This is a genomic window from Actinacidiphila polyblastidii, assembly GCF_036353415.1.
Lineage (GTDB): Bacteria > Actinomycetota > Actinomycetes > Streptomycetales > Streptomycetaceae > Actinacidiphila > Actinacidiphila polyblastidii.
In genome coordinates this window covers 261,961-275,383 of record NZ_JAZEWV010000005.1, presented here as the reverse complement: position 1 = coordinate 275,383, position 13,423 = coordinate 261,961, and the positions used below count along the sequence as shown (strand labels likewise).

Below are 13,423 nucleotides of genomic sequence, written 5' to 3'. Positions count from 1 at the left end.
GCAGCTGCGTGAGCACGTATGCACAGCAGGCGGCGGAGAACGTCACGCTGCCGTCCTCGCTCGACGAGGCGGTGGCGGCGCTCGCCGCCATGCCCAGCGCGGTGCCCGTGGCGGGCGGCACCGACCTGATGGCCGCGGTCAACTCCGGGCTGCTGCGCCCCGCCGCGCTCGTCGGCCTCGGCCGGATCAGCGAGATCCGCGGCTGGCAGTACGCGGACGGCGCGGCGCTCCTCGGCGCCGGCCTCACCCACGCCCGCATGGGCCGCCCGGACTTCGCCGCGCTCATCCCGTCGCTGGCCGCCGCGGCCCGCTCCGCGGGACCCCCGCAGATCCGCAACGCCGGCACCCTCGGCGGCAACATCGTCTCGGCCGCGCCCACCGGCGACGCCCTGCCGGTGCTCGCCGCGCTGGAGGCCGGGGTGATCCTCGCCGGGCCCGAAGGCGACCGGGAGATCCCGGTCAGCCACCTGCTCACCGGCATGGACCCGCTGCGCCCCGGCGAACTCCTCGCCTTCGTGCGCATTCCGCTGCTGCACGCCCCGCAGACCTTCCTCAAGGCCACCGGACGCACCGGCCCCGGCCGCGCGATCGCCTCGGTGGCCCTGGTCGTCGACCCGGCGCGCCGCCAGGTGCGCTGTGCGGTCGGCGCCGTCGCCCCGGTGCCGCTGCGCCCGCTGGAGGCCGAGCAGTGGGTGGCCGGCCTGATCGACTGGGACGGCGACCGCACCCTCGCCGACGAGGCGTGCACCGCCTTCGGGGAGTACGTGGCCGCCGCGTGCATCCCGGACCAGCCGGGGACCGAGCTGCCGCCGGCCGCCCTCCAGCTGCGGCGTACCGTGGCCGCACTGTCCCGCCGAGCGCTCGGGAGGGCCCTGGCATGACCGACCAGCCGCACTCTGGCTCCCACCCCGGCAGCCACGGCAACTCCGGTGCCTGGCAGCCGGTGCCGGGCGGCGGGGACTACGACCCCGACCAGACCATGCACGTGTCCTTCGCCGCGCAGCTGCCGCCCGAGCCGCTGCCCGGCGAGGACCCGCTGAGCGCGCACGGCCCGGCGGGACCGCCGCCCGGCGCCCCCACCGAGGCCGACCCGGCCACCACGTGGTCGATCCCGGTGATACGGGACGACGGCGACGGCGACTCCGGCGAGTACTCGATGGGCGCCTTCCCGTCCTCGTGGGACCAGGCGCCGTCGCCTGCCGCGCCCACCCAGGGCTTCGCCGCCGGGATGTTCGGCCAGGGCGCCGCCGCCGCGCAGGCCGCCAGGGCGCAGGGCAGGACCGCCCCCGCGGACACCGGACACGAGACGGGCCGCGACCCGGGCCACGACGCCGGTCAGGACGGCGGCGGCGACGGCCTGCCGCCCGGCGCCGGACCGCAGGACGCGTACGCCGGCGCCTGGAACTCCACCTACGGCGGCCCGCAGGGCGGCGATGCGGCGCCGTGGCTGCCGTCCTCCGCCCCGGCGGCGGACGCCGCGTGGTCCTCCGTGGTCGACGACCCGGAGCACCGGCAGAGCGCCGGCCCCGGCGAACAGCCGCCCAGGCAGCAGGAGTTCGCATACGACGCCTTCACGCGGCCGGACGGCTACGGCGGCCGCGCCGAGGACCGGGACCCGTACGCCCCGGACGTGCACGCCCTCCAGGACCCGCACGCGCTGCCCGACCCGGGCGGCCTCCACGACCCGCACGCCCTGAACGACCCGCACGGCCTCGACGGCGACGGGCACGACGCCTCCGGCCGGGACGCCTCCCACGGGGACACGTACGACCGCGACCAGGGCGACCGCGACGCCTACGACCGCGACCAGGGCGACCGCGACGCGTATGACCGCGACCAGGGCGACCGCGACGCCTACGACCGGGGCGGGGACGGCCCGCACGCCGAGGACTCGCGGGAGCCCGGCGCGCACGTGCCCGACGCCGACGGTCCGGACGCCGACGGTCCGGACGGCGACCGTCCGGACCCCGACGGTCTTGACCCCGACGGCTTGGAGGCCGCCGGCCAGGAGCCTGACGGCCTGGACGCCGGCGGCCGGGACCTTGACGGCCGGGAGCTTGACGGCCGGGACGACCCCGGCCCGGACGCCGACGTGCGGGAGCCCGTCGCCGCGCCCGTGCCGGAGACCCGCAGCGAGCACCCGCTCGCCTCGTACACGCTCCGCGTGAACGGCGCCGAGCGCCCCGTCACCGACGCCTGGCTCGGCGAGTCGCTGCTGTACGTGCTGCGCGAGCGGCTCGGTCTGGCGGGCGCCAAGGACGGCTGCGAGCAGGGCGAGTGCGGCGCCTGCTCGGTGCAGGTCGACGGCCGGCTGGTCGCGTCCTGCCTGGTGCCCGCGGCCACCGCCGCCGGCAGCGAGGTGCGGACCGTCGAGGGCCTGAGCGCGGAGGGCCGCCCCTCCGACGTCCAGCAGGCGCTGGCCGCGTGCGGCGCCGTGCAGTGCGGCTTCTGCATCCCCGGCATGGCGATGACCGTCCACGACCTGCTCGAAGGCAATCACCGGCCGACCGACCTGGACGTCCGCCACGCGCTGTCCGGCAACCTGTGCCGCTGCTCCGGCTACCGCGGCGTGCTCGACGCGGTGCGCCAGGTCGTCGCCGACCGCGGCGCGGACGACACCGCGGACGACCCGCCCTCCCGCGTCCCCCACCAGGGCGGACCCGCCACCCCGGAGGCCGACCAGTGACCCCCCGCGCTCCCCGCGCCCCGCGCGCGGCCACCTCCCGCCCGCACCGGCCCGCCGCGGGCGCGCCGTTGACCGCGGACGGCAGCCGATGAGCGTCGTCGACGGCCCCGGCGCCGTCACCGAGACCCTGGCCGAGGGCCCCTCCCCGCACGGCATCGGCATGTCCGTGCCGTCCACCGAGGCGCTCGCCAAGACGCAGGGCACCTACCCGTACGCGGCCGACCTGTGGGCCGAGGGGCTGCTCTGGGCGGCCGTGCTGCGCTCCCCGCACCCGCACGCCCGGATCACCCGGATCGACACCGCGGAGGCCGCCGCGATGCCCGGCGTGCGCGCGGTCCTCACCCACGAGGACGTCCCCGGCGACGCGATGCACGGACGCGGCGTCGCCGACCGCCCGGTCTTCGCCGGCGACCTGGTACGCCACCACGGCGAGCCGATCGCCGCGGTCGCCGCCGACCACCCCGACACCGCACGGCTGGCCGCCGCCGCGATCCTCGTCGAGTACGAGGTGCTGGAGCCGGTCACCGACCCGGAGAAGGCGTTCGCCGCGCAGCCGCTGCACCCCGACGGCAACCTGATCCGGCACATCCCGCTGCGCTTCGGCGACCCGGAGGCGGTCGGCGAGATCGTGGTGGAGGGCCTGTACCGGGTCGGCCGCCAGGACCCCGCGCCGATCGGCGCCGAGGCGGGTCTCGCGGTGCCGCGCCCCGACGGCGGCGTGGAGCTGTACGTCGCCTCCACCGACCCGCACGCCGACCGTGACGTCGCCGCCGCCTGTTTCGGCCTGGAGCCCGACCGGGTCAAGGTCGTCGTCACCGGCGTGCCCGGCGCGATGGGCGACCGCGAGGACGCCGGCGTGCAGGTGCCGCTCGGCCTGCTGGCGCTCAGGACCGGCTGCCCGGTGAAGTTCGTGGCCACCCGCGAGGAGTCCTTCCTCGGCCACGCCCACCGCCACCCCACCCTGCTGCGCTACCGCCACCACGCCGACGCCGAGGGCCGGCTGGTCAAGGTCGAGGCGCAGATCCTGCTCGACGCCGGCGCCTACGCCGACGCGTCCTCCGACGCGCTCGCCGCCGCGGTGGCCTTCGCGGCCGGCCCCTACGTGGTGCCGCACGTCTTCGTCGAGGGCTGGGCGGTGCGCACCAACAACCCGCCGTCCGGCCACGTCCGCGGCGAGGGCGCCCTCCAGGTGTGCGCGGCGTACGAGGGGCAGATGGACAAGCTCGCCACCCGCCTCGGCCTGGAACCGGCCGAACTGCGCATGCGCAACGTGCTGTCCACCGGCGACCTGCTGCCCACCGGGCAGACCGTGACCTGCCCCGCGCCGGTGGGCGAACTCCTCAAGGCGGTCCGCGACGCCGACCTGCCGCCGCTGCCCGACGGCGACGACGAGTCGCAGTGGCTGCTGCCCGGCGGTGTCTGCGGCGCGGGCGAGCCCGGCGCGGTGCGCCGCGGTGTCGGCTACGCGCTCGGCATGATCCACGTGCTCGGCGCCGAGGGCGCGGACGAGGTGTCCACCGCCACGGTGCGCGTCCACGACGGCCGCGCCACCGTGATCTGCGCGGCCGTCGAGGCCGGCCAGGGCTTCACCACCCTCGCCCGGCAGATCGTCCAGGAGGTGCTGGGCGTCGAGGACGTACGGGTGCTGCCGTCCGACACCGACCAGCCGCCGGCCGGGCCCGCCGCCCGCAGCCGCCACACCTGGGTCTCCGGCGGCGCGGTGGAACGCGCCGCGAAGATGGTCCGCACCCAGCTGCTGCAGCCGCTGGCCGCGAAGTTCGGCATGTCGGTCGAGCTGCTCACCATCGCCGACGGGAAGATCACCTCGTACGACGGGGTGCTGTCCACGACGGTCGCCGAGACGCTGGACGGCAAGGAGCTGTGGGCGACCGCGCAGTGCCGCCCGCACCCCACCGACCGGCTCGACGAGAACGGGCAGGGCGACGCGTTCGTCGGCCTCACCTTCTGCGCGGTGCGCGCGGTCGTCGACGTCGACATCGAGCTGGGCGCGGTGCGCGTGGTGGAGCTGGCGGTGGCCCAGGACGTCGGCCGGGTGCTGAACCCGCGCCAGGTCGCCGCCCGGATCGAGGCGGGCGTCACCCAGGGCGTCGGCATGGCGCTCATGGAGGACCTGCGCGCGCCGCGCGGCATCGTCAAGCGGCCCAACCTCACCGGGTATCCGCTGCCGACGGCGCTCGACGCGCCGGACGTCCGCATCGTCCGGCTGGTCGAGGAGCGCGACGTCCTCGCGCCCTTCGGGGCGAAGGCGGTCAGCGCGGTGCCGGTCGTGACCTCCCCGGCCGCCGTCGCCGCCGCGGTCCGCGCCGCCACCGGCCGCCCCGTCAACCGCCTCCCCATCCGCCCCCAGGCCGCCATCGTCAAACCCCCCACCTGACGCTCGGCGCTGAGCCGTTTGTGGGGCGCGGCAGCCACCGCACGGGCTGTACGTGGTCACCGGCCCGGTGGGGCTGTTGCGGTCGTTGCCGGGCCGCCGGTGGGTGGTGGGTTGCTCGCGCCGTTCCCCGCGCCCCTGGTCGGGCGCAGCGCCCAGCGTGTTCCGGGAGCGGCCCGGGGTTTTTGAGGGGCGCGGGGAACTGCGCGACAAGCCACGGCGAGGGCTGTACGTGGTCACCGGCCCGGTGGGGCTGTTGCTGTCGTTGCCGGGCCACCGGCCGGTGGTGGGTTGCTCGCGCCGTTCCCCGCGCCCCTGGTGGGGCGTGACGCCCGGCGCGTTCCGGGCGCGGCCCGGGGTTTTTGAGGGGCGCGGGGAACTGCGCGACAAGCCACGACGAGGGGCGAGGCGGGCCACCGGCCCGGAGGGGCGGCCACCTTCGCAGGCCGAAGGCCTACCGCGGCGGCAGAAACCCCTCAGCCATGAGCCGCACCGCGTCGAGCGCCTGCGCCTGCATCCCCCCACCGAAGGTGACCCGCGCGGCCCCGAGCACGCCGAGCTCGCGCGGCGCCAACCCGCCGGGCCTGCACAGCGCGTTGAGCGGCGCCCCGACCCGCTCCGCAAGGTCCGGCAGGACCTCCGGCGGGCACCCGATCGGGTAGACGCAGTCCGCGCCCGCGGCCACGTACAGCTCGGCCCTGGCGGCGACCGCCGCCGTCGTCCGGTCCGCGCCACCGCGCAGGTACGAGTCGACGCGCGCGTTCACGACGAGGGCGTCACCCGCCGCCGCGCGCACCGCCGCGAGCCGGTCCGCCTGCTCCTGCGGCTCCTTGAGCCGCCTGTCGCGCGGGTCGGAGTCCTCCAGGTTGCAGCCGCACGCCCCGGCCTCCAGCAGCCGCTCGACCAACTCCGCGGCGGGCAGCCCGTATCCGGCCTCGACGTCCGCGGTGACCGGCACGTCGACCGCGCGGGCGATGCGCCGGATCGCGGCGAACATCTCGTCGGGCGGCGTGCTGCCGTCCTCGTAGCCGAGGGAGGCCGCCACACCGGCGCTGGGCGTGGCGAGCGCCGTGAACCCCGCGTCGGCGAAGACGCGGGCGCTGGCGGCGTCCCAGGGCCCGGGAAGGACCAACGGCTCACCGTGCGGCCGGTCGTGGTGCGAGGACCGCAGCAGGGCGGCGTGGGCGGTGTCGCGGCGGCTGGTGCGCCCGGTGTCTTCCGTCATGGCGACGACGCTACGGTGTCGGCGCGGTGGCGCGGTGGACCACTCGGCGCCCCGGTTCCTGGGCCACTTGGCGCCGGGTACGCCGCCGGTGCCCGGCGCGTACGCCGGTCAGTCCCTGATGCGCGCCTCGTCCAGCCGGCCGAGCAGCGCGTCGACGGTCTGGTCCGGCGTCTGGTCGCTGCTGTCCAGCCAGAGGCCGAGCCGCGGCGTCTCGTCGCGCAGCACGTGGTCGAGACCGCCGACGGTCCAGGACCCGTAGCCCGACTTGGCGCGGGCCGCCTCGCGGGTGGCCACCGCCTCGCGGGAGGGGGCTAGGACCACCAGGTAGAGCGGGCGGGTGGCGATCGCGTCCAGGTACGGCTCCAGGTGCTCGCCGAGCACCACGTCCTGCACCACCGCGGTCCACCCGGCGGACGCGTACAGATCGGCGGTGTGCGCCGACACCCGGTAGCGCAGCCGCAGTTGCTCGACCGCTTCGTCGTCGCCCTCCGGCACCAGCTCGCGCCGCCCGGACACCACCATGCGGCGGAACACGTCGCCGCGCACGTGGACCGCCCGCGGCAGCCGCTCGGCCAGCAGTTGCGCGACCGTGGACTTGCCCGAGGCCATCACTCCCGTGATGACCAGCACGGCGCGTTCCAGCGCCACGTCACCCATCCGTTCGCCCCCTTCCGGTGGACGCCCCCGTCCGGCGACGAGCATCCCAGCCCGGCCGTCCGCACTCAACCGTCCTGCCCGACTGCCTCCACGCGCCGGGGTGGCAGTCGGACGGAACAACGGAACAGTACGACGAGAACACCGGCGCCTCGGGGCCTCCGGGGAGGGTGGGGCGGGTGGGCCGCGAAAGGCGTGCAGTGCCGCGAGGGGCCTTCCCAGGGGCTCGGCGGGCACCCATGGCGCCTCGGCGCCGCGCACGGCGCGTGGACGCCCGCCAGCCGTCCGCGAGGACATCGGCAACCCCGACGCGACCCCGGCGGGCACCGCGAAGGGCGGCGCCCCCTGCCGGGGTGCCGCCCTTCGTCGTGCCAACTCAAGGCGCCGTAGGCGCCGGAGGCCGTGACCGGAATCGAACCGGCGTAACTCGCTTTGCAGGTAGGTCCGCGCTGGTCAGCGCATGATCCGGCACCGTTCAGCGCCATCCATACCCGTCCGCAGGCAGGGACGACGACGGCCGGCCGTTCGGACCCGAACGGCTCTGTACGGCCATGAACGAGACGGAAACTGAGACTGTCCTAGATCTGCTGACCAGGCGATGGCCCCGAAGCGTTGGAGTAGAAGCATTGAAACGGGACTACGTGCTGCACGGCCGCTAGGCGCCATAGGCGCTTGCTCATATCCTGAAGTAGGCCAGCAGTCGCTTTGCTCCGTAGGGTGTAGGCGGTACGAGGTTGCCAGGCTCGGGCCGAGTTGCGGTACGATGACTTGTCATATGCCCAGAGCCGCTTCCCCTGCGTGAAGCACGCGACGCCCACCGAGGTTGACATGACTAGAGACCCCAATTCTGATCCTCCCAAGTGGTCTTGGTGGGTCATTGGGATATTAGTCCCAATTCTTGGCATCTTAATACCTGTCATTGTTCAGAGCGCTCAGTCAGATTCTTCAGACGCTAAAAGCGCTGACGCCGCAGAAAGTGCATCGGGCTCTGACTCAACGAGTTCCGGCTCTGTCAACACGAAAGCACCGAGCCCGACCGAAACGTCCGGTTCTGAAACTGAGCCGCCAAATACCGTCTCAGCTGCTCCTGTGTACGGTGAATGGCGTGGTTCTGTCTACTCACCGCAATCCCCTGTGGCGCAGCCCGTCATTTTTATTTTTGCACAGGGTGGCATTGGTGACGTAATTGCCAATGTCAATTACCCCGAAACGGATTGCTCTACTAAATTTACTCTGACTGCCTACTTGGCCCCGGGGGAAATCCAAGTACACGAGAAGCGAGTGTCGCAACATTGTGGCGACAACGACGACGATTTGAATATCACGTTTGAGGGAAAGTCAATGAAGTTTTATTCGGTGCACTCGCGAGGCGGCGGAAGAGCGCCTCGGGATTATGGTAATGCAATAATGGTAAAAGCGGCTAGATGAAATCTCCTGTTGTCTGGTATGTTGATCACGCTAATGCGCGAAATTAAAAAGGGCTATTTTACAGCTTGGGTACCACTGGTTCCGGTAGTGAAGCAGCCCAGGAACGAAGCACGTCCGATGCCTTCTCGCTCAGGTGGCCTGTAGCAACGTCCTCCCTCATGGAGCGGCGCTCTGCCGGGTATGCAAGCTGGCGGTAGAGCTGCAAGTCCTCGAATCCGTTCATGGCGACGTCGTGGCTCGTAGCGCCGAAGACGATGCGAGGTAGCCGCGCCCAGTAGCAGGCGACAAGGCACATGGGGCACGGCTCACTGCTGGCGTACATGACGCCATCCTCGAACAGGTGGCGGCCGAGGCTTTTGCCGGCGTTGCGGAGTGCCATCACCTCCGCGTGTGCGGTCGGGTCGGCAAGTTCAACGACGCTGCTCGTACCCTCACTTACGATGTCTCCGCCGATCATGACGATCGCTCCGAAGGGTGTCTTTCCTTCGTTTTCGAGCGCGTGGCGAGACAGATCGATTGCGCGAGCGAGGAATCCCTGATCGGCTTCCGATGGTGCAGTCTTCACGAGGTTGCCTCCGTCTGCTTCAGGACTTGGAGCTTGTCTTCTTCCGCCAGGGCTTGAGCGGGGTCACGAAGCGCAGTTCGGTGCGATCGGCCGGGAAGCTGGCCGGGGCGACCGCCTGCATGGCCGCGCTGCTGCACCTGGCCGAACACGGCGGCAACGGCTACGCCCACCCCGTCACCGAGGCCACCATGCGCGCCGCGATCGAGCTGGGCGACTACTACACCGCCCACGCCCTGGCCGTGTTCGACGTCATGGGGGCCGACCCGGTCCTGTCCCGCGCCCGCAGCGTCCTGGAAGCGCTGCGCGACAACGGATGGCAAGACGTCAGCCGACGGGACGTCTTCAGCGTCCTGTCCCGCAGCGAGGTCCCCACCATCGCCGACCTCGAACCCGCCCTCGCGCTGCTGGAAGACCACGGATACCTGCGCTCCTACCAACCCGAGCGCACCGGACGGCGCGGACGCCCCCCCCGGCACCCCGTCTCACCGCCCACCCGTCCCTGCACCACGGCGGCCGGTGACCCGGCCGACCCGCACAACCCCTCCCGCACAAACCGCAAAATCCGCAGAAATACCCGGCCACCACGCTGACCTGCGACGTGACCCCACGCCCACCCCGGCCGGGGCCGCGTCGCACAATCCCGCAATATTCTGCAAAAAAGCCGAGGTGCCACCCCGCGCGCGGCCCGCCGTCGGCCGCCCCTGATTTTTGCGGAATTTCGCGGGTTTCTGCGGAGCACCAACCGCCACCAACCGCGCACCACATCACCGCAGCTCAAGCAGCCGCACCGTTAATTCTGCGGATTTTGCGGTTTGTGCGGCGGCACTTGGCCATGAACTCACCCTCACAGGAGCGAGCCGTGGACGAACCCACCACCCTCACCACACCCGCCGACGAAGACCCGACCCTCGTCTTCCTCAAGGTCGAAGAGGCCGCCCGACGCCTCCGCATCGGCCGCACCACCTGCTTCGCACTCATCCGCACCGGAGAGCTGGAATCCGTCATGGTCGGCGGACTGCGCCGAATCCCGGTCGACGGAGCCGGCCGCCTACGCGGCCCTGCTCCGCACCGCCCACCAAGCAGCTTGACCACCCCGGGGCGGCGGCACTCCCGGACAGGACAGCCCGCCGCCCCGGCTCCATCCCGACACGCACGAAATACAGGAGCCTGCCCATGGCAGAGGACGAGAAGAAGCGCACACGACAGCCCAACGGCCGCAGCTCGATCTACTTCGGCAAGGACGGCATATGGCACGGCCGCGTCACCGTTGGCGTCCGCGACGACGGCACCCCAGACCGCCGCCACGTCGAGCGGAAAACCCGCGCGGAAGCGACCCTCGCCGTACGCGAGTTGGAGGAGCAACGCGAGGCCAAGACCGTACGGATGCCCGGCAAGGCGTGGACGGTCAAAGCGTGGCTGACCCACTGGATTGAGAATGTGGCGCCCCTCGCCGTCAACGACAACACGATGGTCGGATACGGCGTCGCGGTACGGAAACACCTCATCCCCGGGTTGGGGGCACATCGGCTCGACAGGCTCAAGCCCGAGCACATCGAGGTGTTCTACGCCAAGATGCAGGCCGCCGGCAGCAAGCCCGCGACCGCACATCAGGAACACCGCACCTTCCGCGCCGCGCTCAATGAGGCCGTACGGCGCGGACACCTCGGTAAGAACCCCGTTCTGCTGGCCAAGGCACCGAAAACGGGGGAGTACGACGTCGAGCCCTACAGCGTCCACGAGGTGCAACGCCTGCTCAAGGCGGCTGGCCGACACCGTAATTCCGCGCGTTGGGCCGTCGCCCTCGCGCTCGGGCTGCGACAGGGAGAAGTGCTCGGAATGACGTGGGAGGATGTGGACCTTGAGGGCCCTCGTCGTCCGCCGAAGCCGCCACCGTCCGCAATACGCCCACGGGTGCGTGGAACCCTGCGGGCGCAAAGCGGCCGGGCATTGCCCGCAGCGACGGCGGACCAACCCCGAGACGTCCACCACCAAATCCCGCGCAGGCCGCCGCGCGGTCGGTCTCCCCGAACAACTCGTTGACCTACTCCGAGCGCACCTCAAATCGCAGGAAGCCGAACGACAGGCGGCCGGGAAGCTGTGGCAGGACAACGGCTTGGTCTTTCCCGACGAACGCGGTCACAGTCCCTCCCACCGTCGGGACTGGACGGAGTGGAAGGCGCTCCTGAAAGAGGCCAAGGTGCGAGACGGCCGCCTGCACGACGCCCGCCACACCGCCGCGACAGTCCTGCTCATCCTCGGCGTCCCTGAGCGGGCCGTCATGGGACTCATGGGGTGGTCGACCACCGCCATGACCGCCCGCTATCAGCACATGGTGGACGCCGTGCGGACGGACATCGCGCGGCAGGTCGACGGTCTGATCTGGAAACCCGGGACGGACCGGCCGGACGATGACGACGGCGCGGCCGGCGCCCTCGTACCGGCCAACTGAGACGGCAACTGAGACGGACAGCTAAAAGGGCGGCACCCTCATCGGATGCCGCCCTTTTGTTTTGCCTGGTCAGGCGACTGGAGGCCGTGACCGGAATCGAACCGGCGTAACTCGCTTTGCAGGCGAGTCCCTCAACCACTCGGGCACACGGCCGTGTGCGGGTGCGTGCTTCGACGATGGCGGGCCGCGGCGGTCAGGTCAACGGGGCCGGGGGGTGTGCAACGCGACTGCCACACCGCGTTCACGAAGGGCGGGACGGCCGGGCCGGCGGGACGCGGCGCGGGGAGAGGTGGCCGAGGACGCGCGACCGAGGACTTCCGGCGGAGCCGGGATCGGCCGGAAGGGCAGGGGCAAAAAGCAGGTTCGCCCCTTACCCTGGGCAGGTGAACGACGTGCGGAACCGCGGCGCCCAGGCCGTTGACCAGGCCATATCCGAGGCGGACGGGCAGGACGCCGGCGGCCTGCTGAGCGCACGCCATCGCGCCCTGACCCTCGGCATCGTGTCCGTCGTGCTGATGATCGCCTTCGAGGCGACCGCCGTCGGCACCGCGATGCCGGTCGCCGCGCGGGAGCTGGACGGCCTCGGGCTCTACGCCTTCGCGTTCTCCGGCTACTTCACGACCTCGCTGCTCGCCATGGTGGTCAGCGGCCAGTGGTGCGACCGCAGCGGCCCGCTGCCGCCGCTCGCCGCGGGCATCGGCGGCTTCGCCGCCGGGCTGGTGATCAGCGGCACCGCGCAGTCGATGGCGCCGTTCGTGCTCGGCCGGGCCGTCCAGGGCCTCGGCGGCGGCCTGGTCATCGTCGCGCTGTACGTGGTGGTGGGCCGCGCCTACCCGGAGCGGCTGCGGCCCGCGGTGATGGCCGCGTTCGCGGCGTCGTGGGTGGTGCCCTCGATCGTCGGGCCGCTGGTCTCCGGCACGGTGACGGAACAGCTCGGCTGGCGCTGGGTGTTCCTGGCGATCCCGGTGCTCGTGGTGCTGCCGCTGGCGATCATGCTGCCCGCGCTGCGGCGCACCGCGCACGCCCCCGCGCCCGGCGAGGCGGGCGTGATGGACGGGCGGCGCATCTGGCTCGCGGGGGCGCTGGCCACCGGGTCGGTGCTGCTGCAGTACGCGGGGCAGGACCTGCGGCCGCTGTCCGCGGTGCCCGCGGTGCTCGGCGCCGCCCTGCTGGTGCCGGCCGCGCTGCGGCTGCTGCCGCGCGGCACCTTCCGGGCCGCGCGGGGGCTGCCCACGGTGATCCTCATGCGCGGGATCGCGGCCGGCACGTTCATGGCCGCGGAGACCTTCATCCCGCTGATGCTGGTCACCCAGCGCGGGATGTCGGTGACGCTGGCCGGCCTCTCGCTGGCCGGCGGCGGCCTCACCTGGGCGCTGGGCTCCTACGTGCAGGCGCGGCCGGGGCTGGAGCCGCGGCGCGAACGCCTGGTGGAGGTGGGCATGGTGCTCACCGCGGTGGCCATCGCGGCGGTGCCGCTGGCGCTCGACCGCTCGGTGCCCACAGCGGTGGTCGCGGCCGCGTGGGTGGTCGGCGGCTTCGGCATGGGCCTGTCCATCTCCTCGCTCAGCGTCCTGCTGCTGAAGGTCTCCGCGCCCTCCGACGCCGGCGCCAACTCCGCCGCCCTCCAGGTCAGCGACGCGCTCGCGAACGTCCTGCTGGTCGCCGCGGCCGGCACCGTCTTCACCGCCCTCGGCGGCGGCTCGGTCGCGCCCACCGCCACCGCCGCGGCCCCGGCCGCCACCCACCACCCGGCCGCCTTCGCCGCCGTCTTCCTGCCCGCCGCCGTCCTCGCCCTGGCCGGCGCCGCCGTGGCCACCCGGCTCCGCCCGAAGCGGCGGCAGGACCGGCGGGCTCGGCCCCGGCGGCAGCCCCGCCCGCAGCCGCAGCACTGACCGTCGGGGCCGCGTGGCGCGGCGTGTGAAGTGGGTCGCACCGCGGCGCGGTCGGGCGTCGTTCGGCGGGGCGCCGGGCGGGGGCCGGTACGCTGAGGCGGTTGTCGTACGGGCGGCGCCCGTACGCGTCCG

General features: G+C 72.9%; 7 protein-coding genes, 1 tRNA gene and 3 pseudogenes. 7 read left to right on the top strand and 4 right to left on the bottom strand.

The window, feature by feature from the left end:
• The first annotated feature begins 8 nt into the window (after positions 1-8).
• The 3 genes from V2S66_RS09585 (at position 9) to V2S66_RS09575 (ending at position 5,081) form a co-directional block, all read left to right on the top strand.
• Entirely contained in the window at positions 9-881 is an 873-nt protein-coding gene (locus tag V2S66_RS09585) for an FAD binding domain-containing protein (RefSeq protein ID WP_330794117.1), read from the top strand.
• Positions 878-2,686 carry a 2Fe-2S iron-sulfur cluster-binding protein gene (locus V2S66_RS09580; RefSeq protein ID WP_330794116.1) on the top strand — a complete coding sequence of 603 codons (1,809 nt, stop codon included), beginning with the start codon at positions 878-880 and terminating at the stop codon, positions 2,684-2,686. The genes V2S66_RS09585 and V2S66_RS09580 overlap by 4 nt, the downstream gene beginning before the upstream one ends.
• An 88-nt stretch (positions 2,687-2,774) precedes the next feature.
• Positions 2,775-5,081 carry a xanthine dehydrogenase family protein molybdopterin-binding subunit gene (locus V2S66_RS09575; protein WP_330794115.1) on the top strand — a complete coding sequence of 769 codons (2,307 nt, stop codon included), beginning with the start codon at positions 2,775-2,777 and terminating at the stop codon, positions 5,079-5,081.
• Positions 5,082-5,532: 451 nt separating this feature from the next.
• On the opposite strand, the gene V2S66_RS09570 is transcribed toward V2S66_RS09575, so the two are convergent.
• The 3 genes from V2S66_RS09570 to V2S66_RS09560 all read right to left on the bottom strand — a co-directional run bounded on the left by V2S66_RS09570 (position 5,533) and on the right by V2S66_RS09560 (position 8,950).
• The gene (locus V2S66_RS09570; RefSeq protein ID WP_330794114.1) at positions 5,533-6,303 is read right to left on the bottom strand and encodes an isocitrate lyase/PEP mutase family protein; all 771 of its coding nucleotides are present in this window, start codon (positions 6,301-6,303) and stop codon (positions 5,533-5,535) included.
• 108 nt (positions 6,304-6,411) lie between these two features.
• On the bottom strand, positions 6,412-6,960 hold the full coding sequence (locus V2S66_RS09565; RefSeq protein WP_330794113.1) for an AAA family ATPase: 549 nt from the start codon (positions 6,958-6,960) through the stop codon (positions 6,412-6,414).
• A gap of 1,483 nt (positions 6,961-8,443) precedes the next feature.
• Positions 8,444-8,950 carry a nucleoside deaminase gene (locus V2S66_RS09560; RefSeq protein ID WP_330794112.1) on the bottom strand — a complete coding sequence of 169 codons (507 nt, stop codon included), beginning with the start codon at positions 8,948-8,950 and terminating at the stop codon, positions 8,444-8,446.
• 89 nt (positions 8,951-9,039) lie between these two features.
• Here V2S66_RS09560 and V2S66_RS09555 point away from each other — a divergent pair.
• The 3 pseudogenes from V2S66_RS09555 to V2S66_RS09545 form a co-directional block, all read left to right on the top strand.
• Positions 9,040-9,470, top strand: a pseudogene (locus V2S66_RS09555) (DUF3987 domain-containing protein); the annotation flags it as partial.
• A gap of 312 nt (positions 9,471-9,782) precedes the next feature.
• Positions 9,783-10,038 (top strand): annotated as a pseudogene (locus tag V2S66_RS09550) (excisionase family DNA-binding protein).
• A gap of 85 nt (positions 10,039-10,123) precedes the next feature.
• Positions 10,124-11,399: pseudogene (locus V2S66_RS09545) on the top strand (tyrosine-type recombinase/integrase).
• Between the two features lie 78 nt (positions 11,400-11,477).
• Here V2S66_RS09545 and V2S66_RS09540 read toward each other — a convergent pair.
• Positions 11,478-11,552 (bottom strand) — tRNA-Cys (locus V2S66_RS09540).
• Between the two features lie 275 nt (positions 11,553-11,827).
• On the opposite strand from V2S66_RS09540, the gene V2S66_RS09535 reads away from it, so the two are divergent.
• Positions 11,828-13,291, top strand: a complete 1,464-nt coding sequence (locus tag V2S66_RS09535; protein ID WP_330794190.1) for an MFS transporter — start codon at positions 11,828-11,830, stop codon at positions 13,289-13,291.
• The last annotated feature ends 132 nt before the right edge of the window (positions 13,292-13,423 follow it).

Bases quoted from the DNA above. Each gene is read 5' to 3' on its own strand.
- V2S66_RS09580 (WP_330794116.1), top strand. From the start codon at position 878: ATGACCGACCAGCCGCACTCTGGCTCCCACCCCGGCAGCCACGGCAAC.
- V2S66_RS09575 (WP_330794115.1), top strand. From the start codon at position 2,775: ATGAGCGTCGTCGACGGCCCCGGCGCCGTCACCGAGACCCTGGCCGAG.
- V2S66_RS09570 (WP_330794114.1), bottom strand. From the start codon at position 6,303: ATGACGGAAGACACCGGGCGCACCAGCCGCCGCGACACCGCCCACGCC.
- V2S66_RS09565 (WP_330794113.1), bottom strand. From the start codon at position 6,960: ATGGGTGACGTGGCGCTGGAACGCGCCGTGCTGGTCATCACGGGAGTG.